Annotated in this window: 14 protein-coding genes; 4 read left to right on the forward strand and 10 right to left on the reverse strand. The window is 57.6% G+C overall.

Annotation, left to right across the window (positions count from 1 at the left end):
• Positions 1-280 precede the first annotated feature (280 nt).
• Positions 281-2,344 (reverse strand): spermidine synthase, encoded by a 2,064-nt coding sequence (locus AC8GFZ_RS07020; RefSeq protein WP_506643708.1) that lies wholly within the window; start codon positions 2,342-2,344, stop codon positions 281-283.
• A gap of 88 nt (positions 2,345-2,432) precedes the next feature.
• Between AC8GFZ_RS07020 and AC8GFZ_RS07025 the strand changes: the two genes are divergently transcribed.
• Entirely contained in the window at positions 2,433-3,206 is a 774-nt protein-coding gene (locus AC8GFZ_RS07025; protein ID WP_506643710.1) for an SDR family NAD(P)-dependent oxidoreductase, read from the forward strand.
• 141 nt (positions 3,207-3,347) lie between these two features.
• Here AC8GFZ_RS07025 and AC8GFZ_RS07030 read toward each other — a convergent pair whose 3' ends face one another.
• From AC8GFZ_RS07030 to AC8GFZ_RS07040, 3 genes are read right to left on the reverse strand one after another with little or no spacing between them, the layout of a single operon-like run.
• A complete protein-coding gene (locus AC8GFZ_RS07030) occupies positions 3,348-4,046 on the reverse strand; it encodes a maleate cis-trans isomerase family protein (RefSeq protein WP_506643712.1) in 699 nt (232 codons plus the stop codon).
• 2 nt (positions 4,047-4,048) lie between these two features.
• The gene (locus AC8GFZ_RS07035; RefSeq protein WP_506643714.1) at positions 4,049-7,759 is read right to left on the reverse strand and encodes a hydantoinase B/oxoprolinase family protein; all 3,711 of its coding nucleotides are present in this window, start codon (positions 7,757-7,759) and stop codon (positions 4,049-4,051) included.
• Positions 7,760-7,773: 14 nt separating this feature from the next.
• A complete protein-coding gene (locus AC8GFZ_RS07040) occupies positions 7,774-8,892 on the reverse strand; it encodes a pyridoxal phosphate-dependent aminotransferase (protein ID WP_506643716.1) in 1,119 nt (372 codons plus the stop codon).
• Between the two features lie 483 nt (positions 8,893-9,375).
• On the opposite strand from AC8GFZ_RS07040, the gene AC8GFZ_RS07045 reads away from it, so the two are divergent.
• The 3 genes from AC8GFZ_RS07045 (at position 9,376) to AC8GFZ_RS07055 (ending at position 12,259) form a co-directional block, all read left to right on the forward strand.
• Entirely contained in the window at positions 9,376-9,669 is a 294-nt protein-coding gene (locus tag AC8GFZ_RS07045; protein ID WP_506643718.1) for a co-chaperone GroES, read from the forward strand.
• Positions 9,670-9,752: 83 nt separating this feature from the next.
• A complete protein-coding gene (groL, locus tag AC8GFZ_RS07050) occupies positions 9,753-11,405 on the forward strand; it encodes a chaperonin GroEL (protein ID WP_506643720.1) in 1,653 nt (550 codons plus the stop codon).
• 137 nt (positions 11,406-11,542) lie between these two features.
• The gene (locus AC8GFZ_RS07055) at positions 11,543-12,259 is read left to right on the forward strand and encodes a ribonuclease activity regulator RraA (protein ID WP_506643721.1); all 717 of its coding nucleotides are present in this window, start codon (positions 11,543-11,545) and stop codon (positions 12,257-12,259) included.
• Positions 12,260-12,277: 18 nt separating this feature from the next.
• Here the strand turns inward: AC8GFZ_RS07055 and AC8GFZ_RS07060 are convergent, their stop codons facing one another.
• From AC8GFZ_RS07060 to AC8GFZ_RS07085, 6 genes are read right to left on the reverse strand one after another with little or no spacing between them, the layout of a single operon-like run.
• On the reverse strand, positions 12,278-13,219 hold the full coding sequence (locus tag AC8GFZ_RS07060; protein ID WP_506643723.1) for an NAD(P)-dependent oxidoreductase: 942 nt from the start codon (positions 13,217-13,219) through the stop codon (positions 12,278-12,280).
• A gap of 4 nt (positions 13,220-13,223) precedes the next feature.
• Positions 13,224-14,510, reverse strand: coding sequence for a phosphopyruvate hydratase (eno, locus tag AC8GFZ_RS07065; protein WP_506643725.1), 1,287 nt, complete (start codon positions 14,508-14,510; stop codon positions 13,224-13,226).
• The gene (locus AC8GFZ_RS07070; RefSeq protein WP_506643727.1) at positions 14,507-15,523 is read right to left on the reverse strand and encodes a phosphotransferase family protein; all 1,017 of its coding nucleotides are present in this window, start codon (positions 15,521-15,523) and stop codon (positions 14,507-14,509) included. The genes eno and AC8GFZ_RS07070 overlap by 4 nt, the downstream gene beginning before the upstream one ends.
• Before the next feature lie 20 nt (positions 15,524-15,543).
• Positions 15,544-16,320: a fumarylacetoacetate hydrolase family protein gene (locus tag AC8GFZ_RS07075; protein WP_506643729.1), complete on the reverse strand. Its 777-nt coding sequence runs from the start codon at positions 16,318-16,320 to the stop codon at positions 15,544-15,546.
• 41 nt (positions 16,321-16,361) lie between these two features.
• Positions 16,362-17,267, reverse strand: coding sequence for a DUF6807 family protein (locus tag AC8GFZ_RS07080; RefSeq protein ID WP_506643731.1), 906 nt, complete (start codon positions 17,265-17,267; stop codon positions 16,362-16,364).
• Positions 17,267-18,301, reverse strand: coding sequence for a TRAP transporter substrate-binding protein (locus AC8GFZ_RS07085; RefSeq protein WP_506643733.1), 1,035 nt, complete (start codon positions 18,299-18,301; stop codon positions 17,267-17,269). Before AC8GFZ_RS07085 ends, AC8GFZ_RS07080 begins: the two co-directional genes overlap by 1 nt.
• Positions 18,302-18,335: the final 34 nt, after the last annotated feature.

Raw genomic sequence — 18,335 nt, forward strand, 5'->3', positions numbered from 1 at the left:
GCCAAGAAGATTTTGGTTAATTTCATGAAAGGCTCCAAAGTTGTGATGTTTTATTGGCCGCTGAGTGGCAGCCGTTGGACCTGAGATTTTTAGTCACTTTAAATCTCAAAAATCACGATACCACATATAAATAAACTTTAATACTAAATATCGCGATATTTATTTAAATATCAATTTGCGTCTCGTCTCATCAGGTGGGGCCTGGAAAGCAGCAGATTCAGTCGCGCAAGCCATGGGAGATAACGACTGAGGGTGTGGCGCTAGCTGCACATGAAGGAGTTCATGGTTTTTTCTTCAGCACGGCCAACAGGCTGCTGTAATCATCGCGCCAGGCGGCAAAGCCTTCGGGTGCCTCGACCTCACGCATGGCTTGCAGCGAAGCATGGTCAAAAAAGTCTTTGTTGCCCGTGATCAGGACCCACCTGGATGGAAACGCCAAGTCCTGGTCCCCGGGGTGCTCCAGCAAACGGAATTGTTTGCCATAGTGATCGGCGGCGCGTTTGAGCACGGGCACCAAGTCCAAAAAGGCGTTGGTCACATTCATCGCCAACACACCGTCGGGCTTGAGGTGTTTGAAATAGATTTGGAAGGCTTCGAGGGTGAGCAAATGCACGGGTACCGAGTCGCCCGAGAAAGCGTCCATCACCAACACGTCGAATTGCTGCGAGGGCTCACGCTCAAGTTGCAAGCGGCCGTCACCCAAAACAATCTCCAGCTTGGCGGGGGTGTCGCTGAGGTAGGTGAATTTTTCTTGGGCCAACTCAATGACCAAGGGATCGATTTCATACAAGCGGTACACATCGCCAGCGCGACCATAGGCCACCAAGGTGCCCACACCCAAGCCCAGCACACCGACATGCAAGGGCCCTGTTTCGCCTTTGGCCAACATCGCCAAACCCACGCCCGAGGCGGGGGTGAAGTAGGTGGTGGGGCGCCTGCGCAAATCGTCGCTCACATATTGTTGACCGTGGATGATTTGGCCATGCAACATGCGGCGGTAGCCGCCGTATTCATACATTTTGAGCGAACCATAAAAATTGCGCGCCTTCCAAGTCACACCCTCAGATTTGGCTTGGTGGTAGCTCACACTGGTCCACACCAAAGCCATGGACATGGCCCCACCCAGCACACCCACCGATGTGCGCCAGTTGGGCGTCATCCCCTGCGCTGCGCCCAACAAAGCCGCCAGCACCACGACCGCCGACAGCACCAGACCCACCGAATATTCATAGCTGCTGTTGAAGAAATAAGGCGCGATCACGCCGACAAAAAACCCACCCAAGAAGCCACCCACCGACAGCATCAGGTAGTAGCCCGTTAAATGACGGGGGTTGGGCTTTTGCAGCGCCAACTCGCCATGGCAGGCCATGCACAACACAAAGAATGCGAGCAAATTCAAGCCCACATTGAGTGGCACCGGCCATTCACCGATGCGCAAGTAGGGCAGATAAGCCAACAGGGCCAAAGACAGCACAAAACATGGCACCCAAAACGCCCGCTTGTACCAAGACGGCAGCTCGAAACAAATGATGAATGAGAGCAAATACAAAGCCAAAGGCATGACCCACATCAATGGAATGGGGGCGATGTTTTCGGTCATGAAGCTGGTGTCGGCCACCATCAGCATCGAGGGGCATGCGGCCAAGGCCACCCAGATGAGCTGTTGGACCAGGCGTGGTGCTGCTTCGGGCAACTCTGTGCTGTCTTGGGCAACGCCACTGGGGGCCGTCTCATCGCCGGCCAATGCCAAACTGCGCCGCGACAAGTACACACAGCACAACACAAACACCACAAAAAACGCCGACCACATCCAAGACTGCATGCGGGTGGGCAAGGCCGACTCGATCAACAAGGGATAGGCCAGCAAGGCCAGCATCGAGCCCAAATTGGACAAGGCAAACAAACGATACGGCACCACATCTGATCGCTCTTTGGCAAACCAAGCTTGCACCAAAGGGCCGGTGGTGGACAAGACCATGTAGGGCAGGCCGATCGTCACACCCAACAGATACAAAATCAACCACGTCGGGTTTTCAGACCCCAGGGGCTTCAAGGACTCCGAGGGGCTGATGGGCAAAAAGAAAAGGCACAACAGCAACAGCGCAATGTGCAAAAAGCTCTGTCGTGGCGGGCTCAGCAGGCGCATCACCCAGTGGGTGTACAAATAGCCCAGCAACAACAAGGATTGGAAGAACAACATGCACGCCGTCCACACCGAAGCGGCACCCCCAAACCACGGCAAGATCATCTTGCCCAGCATGGGCTGAACTTGGAACAGCAAAAACGCGCTCAAGAAAATGGTGATGGCGTAGGCCAAAATCGGTGTTTGATCGTGCTTTTTCATGTTGTATTTTTTAAATTATTGATTTTTTTACAAAAATCTCATTTCATCGATTATTAGCCAAAAGCCCAACCCCCCAAAGGAAACTGCCATGAACGAACAGCCCACCATGACCCAACCCAGCTTGTCCCACGCCCATGCCGTTGTCACTGGCGCACAGCAAGGCATTGGTTTGGCCATTGCGGTGGCACTCGCGCAAGCCGGTGCCCACATCGTTGCCAATTACTTGGATGAAGATGCAGCCGCCAGCGGCATGCGAACCTTGTCCAAATTGGGCGCGCGGGTCACCTGGGTCAAAGCCGATTTGACGGACACCACGCAAATCGCGCATTTGTTTGCGCAAGCCGACGCCCAAGGTGGCGTGGATATCTTGGTCAACAACGCGGCCATATTTCCGCGCGCTGATTTCCTCGATCTCACCGAGGCCATGTGGGACCAAACCTTGGCGGTGAACCTCAAAGCGCCCTTTTTATGCACCCAACAAGCGGCGCGGCGCATGATCGCGCAGGGGCGTGGCGGCAGCATCATCAACATCACCTCGGGCGCGGCCTTTCGCAGCTCGCCCAAAGCCGCCCATTACGTCTCGAGCAAAGCGGGTTTGGTGGGTCTGACGCGCGCCAGCGCCATGGCCTTGGCAGCCCACCGCATCCGGGTCAATGCCGTGGCACCAGGCATCACCGACACCGCCCAACCGCGCCAAGGCATGAGCGAAGATGAGATTCATGCAGCAGCCGATCAGGTGCCCCTGGGCCGCATTGCCAGCGCCAGCGACATCGCACCCATCGTTCAGTTTTTGGCCTCAGAGGGCGCGGCCCATGTCACCGGTCAAACCTGGCATGTGAATGGCGGGCAATACCTGGCGTGAGCCCCACCGACAACCAGCGGCTGGTTTGATAGCAACTCGGTGAAAAAATGCAACTGCTATGCAGCGCCATCGTGGTTCATGGGGTTGACCGCCATGCCGTTACACAACCAACATTTGATGGACCCGTTCATAAGCCCTGGTTCAAGTTGGGGAGGCAACGCGCTTTAGCAGGGCTTGAACCACAGAACTGTTGCTGGTGACCACCGGAGCCCCAAAGGTTTGCTCCAACAACGCTTTGGCCTCGAAGGATCTGAAATTGGTGCACGACACGAAAAGACCATCAAAAACCACGCCCGACAATTTGGACTTGGCAAAGGCAACGATTTCCTCGGGCGTGGGGTCGGCCAAGGCCACGTTGTGGGTGATGCCCATGCCCCAGGCACCCACCACAGTGACCTCTTTTTCAACCGCTTTGGCCACAGACTGCGTCAAATCTTCGTTGTAGGGCGTGATGATGGCGACCCGCTTGAAGTGGGCCTCTGCCAAAGCTTGGGCCACGGTCGAAATCACGCCAATGGCTTCACACTGGGCCAGTGCGCCCAACTTTTGGCAAACCTGCGCGTCATATTCCACGCCGAAGAGTGAGCCCGCCGAAGTACAACCAAACACCAGCACATCGGGCTCTAGCGTGCCCAGGTCACTGGCCGCCTTTGGTGCGAAGTCTTCGATCATTCGGATTTCTTGCTCACGGGTCGTTTCAGTCAAAAACATCCGTCCCGTGTGGACTGTGAACTGATCTTTGGGCAAGGCCCGGTGCAGGTCGTTTTCCATCACCGTGTTCGATGAAGGAACCAGCAATGCCACGCGCAAGGGTCGAATGGGGTGTTTTTGTGTTGTCATGCTCATGATTTCCTTAGAGTTGATGGGCCCCAAGCACCGCCACCCGCCGTGACCATGACGAGTTTGTCGCCACGTTTCAAGCGATGGGGGCCACTTTTTGAATCCAATGGGCGGTCAACACCATCGCTGACCAAAGTAAAACTGGCCAAGCCACCGTCGCCACCGCCAGCCACGCCACGTGCAGGCGTCTTGGTGCGCTCACCCAGCACGGAGGTTTGCACGCCATCGGTCAGCACTTCAATGATTTTTCTGACCCCGCCCCCACCAGGGTACATCCCTTGGCCGGACAAGTGCCGGGCAATGGCATATTCATGAAACAAAACGGGCAATGCAGCCTCAACACCCTCGATGGGCAAATTCATGGTGTTGCCCATGTGCACGCGCAACCCACTGGGCCCGGCATTGCTGGCAGTGCCACCCATGCCGCCGCCGATCGTTTCATAGTGGACGAACGCCTTCTGACTGGTTGGGTCCGTCCCCCCCAAGGTGTAGACACATGCGGAACCATAGCCACCCGCAGACACCTTTTCCGGATAAGCCTGGGCCAGTGCCCCCATCAAAATATCAACCAACCTGTTGGCCGTTTCGGTATTGGCGGCGACAACCGGAAAGGGATAGCTGGCGTGAACGATGGTTCCCGGCTCGGTGATGACTTCCACGTTGGCATACACACCGGCATTGGGGGCAATTTGGCCGCCCACAAAACTCAACAAGGTGTAATAAATCGCCGCACAGGTCACTGGCAGCGGTGCATTGATGGGGCCTTGAACACACGGCGCAGAGCCGGTGAAATCAAACTTCAAATGCGCACCTGTTTTGGTGATGCGCACTTTAATGATGGGCGCTGCGTTGGGATCTATGCCATCGCCATCCAATGACTCTTGGTTGGAAACATCCGCGTCAGGCAAGCTCAATAACTGGGCGGCTACCCGTTTTTGGCTGTACACAAGGGTGTCGCGCATGACGGTGCCAACGGCCTGCGCACCATAACGATGACACAGCTCCAGCATGCGCTCTGTGGCCCGCTGATGCCCTGCACGGGCGGCTTGGAAATCACCCATGCGGTCTTGCGGCACCCGCACATTTGCCAAAATCAAACGCAACACATCTTCACGGACCACGCCCTGCTCGATGATCTTCAATGGCGGAATTCGCAAACCTTCTTTGATGATGTCATCGCAGACGCTGGAGCTGCCAGGCGCAATGCCACCAATGTCTGGCCAATGGATTCGGCTCAAAACAAAACCCATCAAAGTTTCCGCAAAGAAAACTGGGGTCAATAACGACACATCCGGCAGATGGGTTCCGCCGGCATACGGGTCATTCAAGAGGACGCCATCGCCCTCGCGCCATGTCGACAGCGCAAATGCCTCCAAGGCAAACCGCCCCGTGAAACTGGCCGCCCCCAAATGAACGGGGATGTCCACGCCTTGGGCAATGACACGGGCTTGGGTATCGAGCAGCACACAAGACAGGTCCGCAGACAGGCTCAGCAGTGGGGAAAAAGAGGTCCGCATGATGACGCTCTTCATTTCGTCGCAGATGGCGTAGAACGCGCTTTTGACGACTTCAAAAGTTACAGGGTCTGTCTCTAACAAGCTGGCTGCTGCAGGTGCCGTTGGCTTGGCTTGGAGCGCTGCCAGTAGCCCAATCTGAATGCTGCCATTGGCGTGGATGGTGATGGACTGTGCGGAATCGATCCAAACTGTTGACCCGGCATGTTCAATCAACGCGGGGCCGGACAATTGAGCACCCCTGCAATCCGTCAAGCGATAAACCGGCAAAGGTGTTTGGCTTCCATCGGCTGACAAATAATTTTGCCGTCGGTGAGGCGGCACATACAGCAATGCCACACCCTGGTCGAGTTGTGTGGGGCGTGGTTCGCTCAAAACAGCCATGGCAGTCAAACGGACATTGACCAATTGCACCTTTAGGTTCGGCAAATCAATACCAAAGGTTTGTTGGTAGGCCGATCGAAACTTGGCTTCGATGCGATCGCTGCTGGGCAAGGCATCAGAATCCGGCCCAAGTCCAATGTTGAGTTCAAACAACTGACCCACAAAACGCAAATCTGCGCTGCGCTCAGACTTCACGGTGCGCCGATCCACGGGTTCATGCGACATCAAAGAGCGCGCCCGCTCACCCAATGCTTGACACACTTTGGTCAGGGACTGTGGTTCGAGTTGTGCCACCGGGACCAGCAAGGTCTGGCTCAAGTCATGGCGAATTTCACCCATCGTGGCACCCAAGGCCGAGAACATGCCCGGCAACGGCGGGATGACCACCTCTTTGGCACCAGATTGCACGCCAATGGCGCAAGCATGCAATGGTCCCGCGCCGCCAGAGGCAAAGATCGAGAACTCTCGGGGATCCAGACCGCGCCTGACCGTGCTGATGCGGACCATTTCAGTCATGTTGGCAACCGCAATTTCGATGATGGCGTGTGCCGCACGCGCCAATGACCAACCCATGGGCTGAGCGATATGGGTTTCGATCGCCTTAACCGCCAGTTCGCGTGAAAAGGCCACACCCGAATCCTTGAACGCATCTTGAGACAGGGTGCCGATCACCGCGTGTGCATCGGTCACGGTGGGGCGCTGACCGCCCAGGCCGTAGCATGCAGGTCCAGGTGCTGCCCCAGCACTTTCTGGACCCACTTTCAGCACACCGCCATCATCAATCCATGCGATGCTGCCGCCCCCGGCACCAATTTCAACGATGTCCAGTACCGCACTGCGAATGGGGTATCCACCCACATTGGCCCCGTCCACCAGCTGATCCGCCAAAAATTCATCGACCACTTTGGCCCGTCCGCCCTGGATCACCCCGACCTTGGCCGTGGTCCCACCCATGTCAAATGCAATCACGTTGTCGCGCAACATGTCTTTGGCATGGGACAGCGTCGAAATGATCCCAGCGGCAGGACCCGACTCAATCAAATGAACCGGATAGCGAGAGGCGTTTTCTGTGGATGTCAAACCCCCATTGGACTTGACAATCATCAAGGCCCGAAGCCCCAAGCGTTGGGCCTCTAAGGCAATTTTGTCGATGTAACTTTGGACACCAGGGCCAATATAGGCATTGACAACAGCCGTGCTGGTTCTTTCATACTCTTTGATTTCTGGACAAACATCGCTGGACACTGAAATAAACAAGTCAGGGCATGCTTTGCGCAAAGCCTGCGCCAAAATTTTCTCATGCGAATCATTCGCGTAAGCGTGCAATAGCGCTATCGCCACCGCTTGCGCGCCGGACTCAATGACTTGCGACACCAGTTGATCCACATTCGATATGGCTTCGCGCACCTTGCCGCGTGCATCACACCGTTCATTCACCGCAAAGCGCATATCGGCACCCACCAAGGGCGGGGAAATTTTCACATTCAGGTCATACAGGGTTGGGCGATTTTGTCGGCGCAACTCAATCACATCGGTGAACCCCTTGGTGGCCAGCAATGCCGTTTTGGCCCCCCGGTGCTGAATCAATATGTTGGTGCCGATGGTCGTGCCATGGCAAACCATGGCTTCGTTGAGTGGGTATGTTCGGTGAATTCGGTGGAACGCCTGAATCACCGCCACCGAAGGGTCTTGAGGGGTCGATGGCAACTTAAAGGCGTCAAGAATCGCACCGTCCAAAGCCGAGGTGACAACCGCATCGGTGAATGTGCCGCCTACGTCAATGCCAATCAAAAAACGATGAGGCTGGGTGGGCATGCTGGGCGATGGATTCAATGGCCTTGAATGTCTGCCAGCGCATTCACAAACCTGTCCATGTGCTCTTGGAGATTGACATCGACCCGCAAATATCTGCTGCCCAAACCGATGATGTCAGAGCCATCCTTGACGATAACGCCTCGCTTGAGCAGCTCATTGAACACCAAGCTTGAGTCCAGTCGCGGCTCCCGTATTTCGGTCAAGAAAAAGTTGGCTCCGGAACCAGGCACCATCCTAAACGCAGCCAGGCCATGCATGCGTTGGGCCACGTAGGCGCGCATTTCGACGACGGTTTTGACGGTGCGCGCCACATGCGCGTCGTCGTTGATGCCTGCGATTCCACCAGCGATTTGCATTTGGCCCATGTTCCATGTGGGTTTGATGTGGCGCATGGGCCAGATCAAATCACGGTTGGCCGATATGCCAAAACCGACGCGCAGCCCCGCCAAGCCATAAGCTTTAGACAGGGTTCGGAGCACCACCAAGTTGGGAAACCGGTGCAGCAGTCCGATGCCGTAAGGGTTTTCTGTGTAATGCACATAGGCCTCGTCCAAAGCCACCACGGTCTCAGGTGGAGCGGCTTCACACACCCGAATCACATCTTGTTCGGACACCATGCGACCGCTGGGGTTGTGTGGGTTGGTGAGAAATGCAATTTTGGGCCTGTGTTTTTGGAGAGCGGCGATGTATTCATCCATGACCGGGTCAAAGTCAGCACCCATGTCCACAAAAATCGGTTTTCGGCCTTCACAGTTGGCATAAATTCGATACAGGGGAAAGCAAGGCTTGTGCATCAGCACGGCCTCGTCGGGACGGGCAAAAGCGCGGATCAACATCGAAATCACTTCCGTCTCGCCCGATCCACAAACCACATTGTCCGGGTCTATGCCAAATTTCGACCCTATGGCCATGCGAAGTTTGGCCGCCGTCCAGTCAGGGTACAAAGAAATTTTCTCGGACGCCTCTCGAACGGCCAAAAGTGCTTTGGGCGATGGGCCGTGCGGGTTTTCTGCAGAACCCAACTTAGAAATGGCGTTGAGCGCAATTCCATACTTTTCTGCGACATGCTCAGCAGACAAACCCGGTACGTAGACCTCGCCAGTTGAGAGTGCTGCGTAGCTTGGATGAATCATGGAACCGCTCCTGTCTGTTTTTTTGAATGTACTATGAAAGCCCTTTTTCCAGCCCTACGCGCCCCTGGTTGTGCGGGCGCTCCGGCGGTCTTGTGGCTTCACCAACCCTGATGGCCCCAAACCATTGATCAAGGCTGGGAGGTTCGTCTCGATCGAGCCTCCATCGGGTGCTGGGGTCAAGCGAATCAAGCACAACTTCTGCAGACCACAGCGCGTCAATAATTAATTTATCGTTTAAATTCAATTACTTAAAAATATTCTTCTTTCAATCGCGACCATCCGCAAGCAGCGCATCGCACACTGAATCTGGATCTTTTTTCAAGCACCCAACTTGAAAGCAGGACAAATGCCCTTATCATTAGCACTCGTAGGGATTGAGTGCTAACAACACCCACCCTTCGTTCAGTCAATGGCCACCAACATATCTATTTTTGATGTCTGGCGGCTGTGGCTCTAACCCCTTGTTATATCTTTGGAGATGCAATGAAACTTCGCCCCCTGCACGATCGCGTGATCGTCAAGCGCATTGAAAGTGAAACCAAAACCGCCTCTGGCATCGTCATCCCTGACAACGCCGCTGAGAAGCCCGACCAAGGCGAGATCCTGGCCGTCGGCCCAGGCAAGAAAAACGACAAAGGCGAATTGACCGCGGTTGGCGTCAAAGTCGGTGAGCGCGTGCTTTTCGGCAAATACAGCGGCCAAACGGTCAAGATCGATGGCGAAGAGCTGTTGGTCATGAAAGAAGAAGACCTGTTCGCGGTGGTTGACGCCAAGTGATGTGGATGGGCCCATGCACTGGCAGCGCTGGCCGCTGGCAAGACGGGCCCACAACTGTTGATTAATTTTTAGGAGCTATACAAATGGCAGCAAAAGACGTGATTTTTGGCGGCGAAGCCCGCGCGCGCATGGTCGAGGGTGTGAACATCCTGGCCAATGCAGTCAAAGTGACCCTGGGCCCCAAAGGCCGCAACGTGGTGTTGGAGCGTTCTTTCGGCGCCCCCACCGTGACCAAGGACGGTGTGTCCGTGGCCAAGGAAATCGAACTCAAAGACAAACTGCAAAACATGGGTGCACAGATGGTCAAGGAAGTCGCTTCCAAAACCTCTGACAACGCAGGCGACGGCACCACCACCGCCACCGTGTTGGCCCAAGCCATCGTGCGCGAAGGCATGAAGTACGTGGCCGCTGGCATGAACCCCATGGACTTGAAGCGCGGCATCGACAAGGCAGTGACTGCCCTGATCGTGCAGTTGCAAAAAGCCTCCAAAGCCACCACCACCAGCAAAGAGATCGCCCAAGTCGGCTCCATCTCTGCCAACTCTGATGAATCCATCGGCAAGATCATTGCTGATGCGATGGACAAAGTGGGCAAAGAAGGCGTGATCACCGTGGAAGACGGCAAGTCCCTCGACAACGAACTCGACGTCGTCGAAGGCATGCAGTTTGACCGCGGCTACCTGTCGCCCTACTTCATCAACAACCCCGACAAACAAGTCGCGTTGTTGGAGAACCCCTTTGTGCTGCTGTTCGACAAAAAGATCAGCAACATCCGCGAACTGCTGCCCACCCTGGAAGCCGTTGCCAAAGCTGGTCGTCCCCTGTTGATCATTGCCGAAGAAGTCGAAGGCGAAGCCCTGGCGACTTTGGTGGTCAACACCATCCGTGGCATTTTGAAGGTTGTCGCTGTCAAAGCCCCTGGCTTTGGCGATCGCCGCAAAGCCATGTTGGAAGATATTGCCATCCTGACCGGCGGCAAAGTGATTGCCGAAGAAGTCGGCCTGACCCTCGAGAAGGTCACCCTGGCCGACTTGGGCTCTGCCAAGCGCGTCGAAGTGGGCAAAGAAAACACCACCATCATTGATGGCGCTGGTGCCGCTGCCGACATCGAAGCCCGCGTCAAGCAAGTGCGCATCCAGATCGAAGAAGCCACCTCTGACTACGACCGCGAGAAGCTCCAAGAGCGCGTGGCCAAGTTGGCCGGCGGTGTGGCCGTGATCAAGGTCGGTGCTGCCACCGAAGTCGAAATGAAAGAGAAAAAAGCCCGCGTGGAAGACGCCCTGCACGCCACCCGCGCTGCTGTGGAAGAAGGCATCGTGGCTGGCGGCGGCGTGGCCCTGCTGCGCGCCCGTCAAGCGGCTGGCACCATCAAGGGTGACAACCCCGACCAAGACGCTGGCATCAAGCTGGTGTTGAAAGCGGTCGAGTCTCCCCTGCGTGAAATCGTCTACAACGCCGGTGGCGAGCCTTCAGTGGTCGTCAACGCGGTGTTGGCTGGCAAAGGCAACTACGGCTTCAATGCCGCCAACGACACCTATGGCGACATGATCGAAATGGGTATCTTGGACCCCACCAAAGTGACCCGCACCGCGCTGCAAAACGCAGCCTCTGTGGCCAGCTTGATGTTGACCACCGAAGCCATGATCGCTGAAGCACCGAAAGACGACGCACCCTCCATGCCTGGCGGCGGCGGCGACATGGGTGGTATGGGCGGCATGGGCGGCATGGGCATGTAATTGCTCCGCTGTCTGGGCGACTCGCTCTGACCTCGAAGGGCCGCGCAAGCGGCCCTTTTTCGTTGGGGCTTGACCCCATGGCCGGCATGGCGCGCAAGGCTTAAAGTCGTGGGCATCACCACTGCCAAGCCACCACCATGCCTTTGTCCAACGAAACCCGCGCGCGCTTGATGCGCGTGAGCACCGCCACCTTGTGCACAGCTTTGTTCAAACGCGGTTTGCGCAACCAGTTCATTCAAAACGTCAGACCTGTGCAGGCCCAGCCCCAACCCATGGTCGGCGAGGCATTCACTTTGCGCTACATCCCCGCGCGCGAAGACCTCAATCCCATCAGCGTTTTTTTAGACCACGCCCACCCCCAGCGTGCCGCTGTGGAGACCTGCCCACCCGGCGCAGTCTTGGTCATCGACAGCCGCAAAGATGCCCGTGCCGCTTCGGCCGGCGGCATCTTGGTCTCGCGCTTGATGAAGCGCGGCGTTGCCGGTGTGGTGACCGATGGGGGCTTTCGCGATTCACCCGACATCGCCCAGATGGCCATACCGGCCTATCACGCCCGCCCCAGCGCACCCACCAACCTGACGCTGCACCAAGCGATCGACATGAACCTGCCGATTGCCTGTGGCGATGTGGCGGTGTTCCCCGGTGATGTGGTGGTGGGTGACGCCGAAGGCGTGGTGGTGCTGCCCGCCCACCTGGCCGAAGAGCTATCGATCGAAGCCGTTGAAATGACGGCCTTTGAAGACTTTGTCAGTGAACGGGTGATGGCAGGCCAGTCCATCTTGGGCCTATACCCACCCACCGACGACAGCAACCGGCTGGCCTTTGAGGCTTGGCGGCGCGAAAAAAATCGCTGACCACCGCCTGTTGGCACCTCACTGCACTTGGTGCAACAAAGGTGCGCCACGCAGCGTGCGGTGGGTGTTTTCAATGGCCACGGCCAAGGCGCGCTGAAACATGTCTTGGGTCAGCCAGGCCATGTGCGGTGTGGCCAATACATCATGGCGCGTCAGCAAGGGGTGGTCGGGCGCCAGCGGTTCTTGCGCAAACACATCCAGGCAAGCCCCTGACAACTGACCGGATTCAAGCGCGTCGGTCAAAGCAGCTTCGTCCACCAACTCGCCACGGGCGGTGTTGACCAACATCGCGCCGCGTTTGAAGCCTGCAAAGCGTTGCGCATCAAACAGGGCGCGGGTGTCTGGCGTCAGCGGGATGTGCAAACTGACCACATCGCTTTGCGCCAGCAATTCATTCAACGGCAAGTTGGGATAAGTCCATTCGGGTCCAGGCTGGCGGCTGTGGCCCAAGACCTTCATGCCCATCGCTTGCAACCAGGGCGCCAAAATGCGCGGCACATGACCCGTCCCCACCAGGCCCACGGTTTTGCCCCCGAGTTCAAACAACTGGGCTTGCTGGGCCTCAGGGATGGCCCATTGGCCTTGGCGCAATTGGTGGGCAATCGGCCCCATGCGCCGGGCGGCCATCAGCATCAAGCCCAAGGTCATTTCGGCCACGGCACGGCTGTTGACGCCGGGCATGTTGCACACCGCCACCCCTTGCTGTGCGGCCGCAGGCAGATCAATGGTGTTGACACCCACACCGATTTTTTGCACCAAGCGCAGGGCCGGGTTGGCTTGCATGCGATCGGCGGTGACCGGCTGCAACACATGCCACAGCACATGGGTGCCCGGCCAATGCTGGGCAAACGCCTGTGCATCGCTTTCAGGGCAACACACCACTTGCCAATCGCTGGGCACTTGGGTTTTCAGCCAAGCCAACAACTCGGGGCTGGCATTGAAATGGAACAAAACCTTCATCGCATCAAGCCTTGGCCAACCAGGGAAACAAATGGGTCCGCGGGTAGGCCAGGCAGCGACCGAGGTCTTGCTCTATGCGCAAGCCTTCGTTCCATTTGGCCATGCGCTCAGAGCGCGAAAAGCTGCCCACCTTGAGTTGTGGCACACCCCAGCCCACGGCCATGTGGACGATGCTGACGTCCTCGGTCTCGCCAGAGCGCGCGGAAATGATGCCATCCAGGTGAAGTTTTTTCGCCACGTCGAAGGCTTGTTGGGTTTCCGTGACGGTGCCCACCTGGTTGGGCTTGATCAGCACCGCATTGCACGCCCCCAGAGCGGCGCGCTCTTGGATGCGCGGGGCATGGGTGACAAAAAAATCATCGCCAATGATTTGCAAGCGATGCCCCAGGGCCTGGGTCATGGCGCGCATGCCTTCGATGTCGTCTTCGGCAAAACCGTCCTCCATCGAAATGATCGGGTAGTCGTGGGCCCACCGGGTGTAGAGCTCCAACAACTGATCGCGGTCGAAGCGTCGGTTTTCGCTGCGCCAGTGGTAAACCCCGTTGTCGTGGTACTGGGTAGAGGCCAAATCCAGGCCAATTGACACATCGCGCCCTGGCCGAAAACCAGCCGCTTCAATGGCTTTGACCAAGGCTTCAATGGCACCCTCATTGGAACCAAATTGCGGCCAAAACCCACCTTCGTCGGCCACGCCCAAGTTCTTGCCTTGTTGGGTCAAGGCCTTGCCCGCCGCGTGGTAGACCTCGGCCACCCATTCCAGGGACTGGGTGAAACTGTTGGCCCCATTGGGGATGGCCAAAAAGTCCTGCAAATCCACGCTGCCCTTGGCATGGGCACCGCCACCAAAAATTTGAATCTCCGGCAAGGGCAAGCCCACTTCATCGCTGCCTGACAAATAGCGCCACAAAGGCAAATCTGCTTGGCGACTGGCCGCCCACAAACATGCCAAGGACACAGCCGTCAGGCTGTTGCCGCCCAAACGCGACTTGTCGGGCGTGCCATCCAAGTGGCACATCGCCGCGTCGATGCCAGCTTGGTCGGTGATGTCCATGCCTTGCAAGCCAGGGGCAATCACCTCGTTGACCGCGCGCACCGCCATGGACACGCCCAAACCTTTGAAACGCGTACCGCCATCGCGCAACTCTTTGGCTTCACCCGCGCCGGTCGAGGCACCCGCCGGTGCAATGGCGCGCCCCACCACGCCACTGGACAGTTGGACTTCTGCCTCAATGGTGGGGCAGCCCCGAGAATCCCACACGGAACGGGCGCGTACAGACTGAATGCGACTCATGATGTCAATGCTTTCAAAGTGATTTCCCAAACAGCAACCAAGGATTGTCGCGGGTGCAGCAAAGCCTCCACCGCGACTTGGCGCACCACATCGCGCTGCGCGGGGGTGGTGAGGTACTCAACCGGGGACTTTCCGTCCACGCGCGCCAGCATCAACGCTGGGAGCAAATGCGCAGCCCGCGTTTCAAACGCCGCCAGCGGCTCCCAGTGCACGCTGGGCAAATAGGCCTGCACCATGGCTTCAAAAGCCTGGCCCCACAGGGGCATGCACTGGGGCAAGAGCACCGCTTTGAGCAACAAATGGTTGAGGCAAAAAGCCAAGTCAAAGGCCGGGTCACCGTACCAGGCACATTCGGCATCCAAAAAAACCGGGCCATGGGGTCCACACAAAATATTTTTGGGGCTGATATCGCCGTGCACCAAGGCCAGGTGGGTGTGGGCGGTTTGATCGCAAATGGCTTGCAAACGCGCTGCGCACTCAGGGTGGCGCAGGGCGGTGGCCAACAAATACGGCTCCAAACGCAGCGAATGAAATTCCACATCGCTTTTGAACAACTCAGCCAAGCGGTGCTGCAGCGCCGTGTGCGAATGGATTTGTCCCAGGCATGCACCCACCAATGCCGCAAATTCAGGCGCCACTTGCGCTTGCAGCAGCTGGCTTTTCCAAACCGGGTGTTGGTCTGGCGCCAGAAAGCCCATGAAGAACAGACCTGATTCCGCGTCGCGCCCCAGCATGTGCGGCACATTTTTAGCGAAATGTGGGCCCACCTCTTGATACCAGGCGTATTCGTAGGCATTGCGGGACAAGGGCGCTTGCCAATCGGCTGACACTTTGAGCTGGCTCAGCGCGCGCTTGGCACAAATGCTGTGGTCGGCAAAATCAATGCGCCAAATGTCCGACGACACGCCGCCAGTCAGTTGCACCATGCCCACCACTTTTTGGCCCTGATCCAGACCGAGTTTGTGCAAGGCGGCCAGCACATCGCTGGGGTTGGCTGAATCCGAAGCGTGCATGTGGGGTGAAGTTGGCGCGCTCACCGCGATTCGGCCACCACCGGGTTGCGCAGCACGCCAATGCCTTCGATCTCCACCTCGACCACATCGCCAGGCCGCATGGGGCCGATGCCTTCGGGGGTGCCGGTGATGATCACGTCGCCGGGTCGCAAAGTGATGGCCTGGCTGATGTAAGAGACCAAATGGGCCACATCAAACACCAAATCCGCGGTGTTGCTGCTTTGCTTCACCTCCCCGTTCAAGCGCGTGGCAATGGCCAACTGCCGGTGGTTCAGGCCGGTGGCAATGACCGGCCCCAGGGGGCAAAACGTGTCAAAGCCCTTGCCAATCAGCAAGCAGCCCGCAGCCATTTCGTCAAATTGGATGGGTCTTTCACTGACATCGTTGGCACAGGTGAAACCAAAAATATGTTGGTCCACATCTTCCCGCGCAATGCGCCGCCCACCACGACCGATGATGACCGCCAATTCGCATTCGAAGTCCACCCGCTGCCCCTCCAACGGATAAATGATGGCTTCATCCGGTCCAATGGCTGCGCTATCGGGCTTCATGAAGGTGGCGGCCCGGGTGGGCAAAGCCTGTCCCGTCTCTTTGGCATGGGCGGCGTAGTTGAACCCCACACCAAAAATGCGCGGCCTCTCCAGCGGGCACAGCAGCCGCACCTGATCATTGGCATCGATGTGCTCGGTGCGCACCAGTTGCTCGAACGGCGCGCCCTGCAAACGCCGCCATTGCGAAGGCGATATTTGCTCACCATAAAAAATTTCGCTGCCCTTGGCATAGCGACCAATGATCATTTGCGTTCCCCTTCTCTCGTGCGTTATCGCTGCCTGCCCACTCAAGGCGAAGACGCCGGTGAATCTTGCAAGGCCGCCTGGATGTGTTCGTCTGTCAATGGGCCGTCAAACACCAAAAATTTGGCAGACAAGCTCACAGGCTTTGCCCCAGGCTCGACGCTCAAAGCCTGATGCAGACAGGGATTGGCGGTCATCACCCCCCAGGGGCTGACATACCAATCGTGGGTTGTGTTGGCAGGCCACATCGCCATGGCCACGCCGCCCGTGTGACCACCACCCACCGAACCGGTGCACACATGCCAAGCCAGTTGGCCCATGGGCGCGGGGTGCGGCGCGCACCGGTGGCTGCCGCCGTGGATGGTCGCCATGCCAGGGCCGATGCGGGCATTGAACCAAGCGTGGCGGGTCGGACCGATGCTCACCGCCCAGTTGGGCGCGGTCAAGCTTGACGTGATGTGCAGTTGAAAAGCTTTGAATGCCGGCAAATGGCGCACTGAAATAAGGCGCTGTTCGTCGAGCACATGGCGCCCATCCGGCGCCCCCCACTCGCGCGGACCGCGCCACGCCAAATGCTGGGTGATCCGCATGGCGTCGCCCTGCTCTTGGGCCTGGCATTGGGTTTGCGCGATACGCCCTGGCGCGCGACCTTGGAACACATCGTTGACGTAAAAGTTGTAGCTGTAAACCTCGGTGCCGTGCAGCGCTGGCACATGCACGTTCACATGGTCGGCCCCAACCCAAATGGAGTGGTGGTGGGGGTGATCGGCCGGGCTTTCGCTGGTCACCGCAAAACCTGCTGGGGTGAACACCGGATACAGGTAGTTGCGAAACGCGCCAGGGGTCAAGCCGAAAACCGGCTTGTCCCCCCACATCAACATGGTGCGGGTGCCCGCCGACCAAGCGCCCGCAGGCAGATCTATGTCTTCGCTTTGAAGGCGAAAACCCATCACCGAGCGGCCAGGATGCGACCCACCATCGCCTTGGTCTCAGCACTCTTGTTGCCGAATTCGTCAAACAAGGGCCTGGCAACGGCAAACCACTTGGCCGACTCATCGGCCGACAATTTATGCACCGTCACACCGGCCTTGACCAAATCGGCCAGCGCATCATCGGTTTTGGCGCGGTTCTCTTTGCGCTGCTCGGCAAACACCTCTTTGGCGCTTTGGCGCAGCAAGGCTTGCAAGTCCGCGGGCAAGCTGTCGAGCCAACGGGTGTTGACACGCACGGCTTTGGGCAAGAACCAGTGGTAGCTGAGCGTCAGGTGCTTGGCTTGCTCAAACCACTTGAACCCCCTGATGGAGAAAAAATCTGCTTCCACCGCATCAATAACACCCGTGGACAAGGCCGTGTATTGCTCGGCATAGGGCAGCGGCGTGGGGTTGGCGCCCAAGCGGCGCCAAAAGTCGACCCAAATCTTGATCTCTGGCACGCGTATTTTCAAACCCTTCAAACTGTCCAAGTTGGTCACCGGGCGCTTGGACAAGATGTGGCGAAAACCCACCTCGGCATAGGCGACAAACTCCACACCGGTTTTTTTGCGCGCAACGGCCGACACTTCATCGCCCAGAGGCCCTTGCAAAATTTTGTCCACATGCGCCTCATCCTTGAAGATGAAGCCCGGCGCACCGCCGGTGGCGGCGATTTCAGGGGCCACCGACTCTTCGGTATCCGGACCACCCACGGTGCCCTGGATGGTGCCAATGCGGCTTTGCTCGATGAGTTGGGTGTAGCTGCCCAATTGGCTGCCCGGGAAGTGTTGGGCATCGATGCGCCCACCGCTGCGGGCGTTGAGCAAATCACACCACTTTTGCAAAGCCAAGGTCAGCGGTGCGCCAATGGCCTCTGAGTGGGCCAAGCGAAAAGTGAATTTTTGCTGTGCCCCGGCCTGCCCCACCCATGCCAATGGCAGCACACTGGCGCCCGCTTGCACGATTTGCCGACGGCTCACGCCGGATGATTTCAACAAGGTATTCGGGGGCATGCTGTGTCTCCTGTTTGGGTGGATGGATCAAGAA

It is taken from the genome of Limnohabitans rimovensis (SeqCode) (assembly GCF_965234775.1).
Classification (GTDB): domain Bacteria; phylum Pseudomonadota; class Gammaproteobacteria; order Burkholderiales; family Burkholderiaceae_C; genus Limnohabitans; species Limnohabitans rimovensis.

Bases quoted from the DNA above. Each gene is read 5' to 3' on its own strand.
- AC8GFZ_RS07020 (WP_506643708.1), bottom strand. From the start codon at position 2,344: ATGAAAAAGCACGATCAAACACCGATTTTGGCCTACGCCATCACCATT.
- AC8GFZ_RS07025 (WP_506643710.1), top strand. From the start codon at position 2,433: ATGAACGAACAGCCCACCATGACCCAACCCAGCTTGTCCCACGCCCAT.
- AC8GFZ_RS07030 (WP_506643712.1), bottom strand. From the start codon at position 4,046: ATGACAACACAAAAACACCCCATTCGACCCTTGCGCGTGGCATTGCTG.
- AC8GFZ_RS07035 (WP_506643714.1), bottom strand. From the start codon at position 7,759: ATGCCCACCCAGCCTCATCGTTTTTTGATTGGCATTGACGTAGGCGGC.
- AC8GFZ_RS07040 (WP_506643716.1), bottom strand. From the start codon at position 8,892: ATGATTCATCCAAGCTACGCAGCACTCTCAACTGGCGAGGTCTACGTA.
- AC8GFZ_RS07045 (WP_506643718.1), top strand. From the start codon at position 9,376: ATGAAACTTCGCCCCCTGCACGATCGCGTGATCGTCAAGCGCATTGAA.
- groL (WP_506643720.1), top strand. From the start codon at position 9,753: ATGGCAGCAAAAGACGTGATTTTTGGCGGCGAAGCCCGCGCGCGCATG.
- AC8GFZ_RS07055 (WP_506643721.1), top strand. From the start codon at position 11,543: ATGCCTTTGTCCAACGAAACCCGCGCGCGCTTGATGCGCGTGAGCACC.
- AC8GFZ_RS07060 (WP_506643723.1), bottom strand. From the start codon at position 13,219: ATGAAGGTTTTGTTCCATTTCAATGCCAGCCCCGAGTTGTTGGCTTGG.
- eno (WP_506643725.1), bottom strand. From the start codon at position 14,510: ATGAGTCGCATTCAGTCTGTACGCGCCCGTTCCGTGTGGGATTCTCGG.
- AC8GFZ_RS07070 (WP_506643727.1), bottom strand. From the start codon at position 15,523: ATGCACGCTTCGGATTCAGCCAACCCCAGCGATGTGCTGGCCGCCTTG.
- AC8GFZ_RS07075 (WP_506643729.1), bottom strand. From the start codon at position 16,320: ATGATCATTGGTCGCTATGCCAAGGGCAGCGAAATTTTTTATGGTGAG.
- AC8GFZ_RS07080 (WP_506643731.1), bottom strand. From the start codon at position 17,267: ATGGGTTTTCGCCTTCAAAGCGAAGACATAGATCTGCCTGCGGGCGCT.
- AC8GFZ_RS07085 (WP_506643733.1), bottom strand. From the start codon at position 18,301: ATGCCCCCGAATACCTTGTTGAAATCATCCGGCGTGAGCCGTCGGCAA.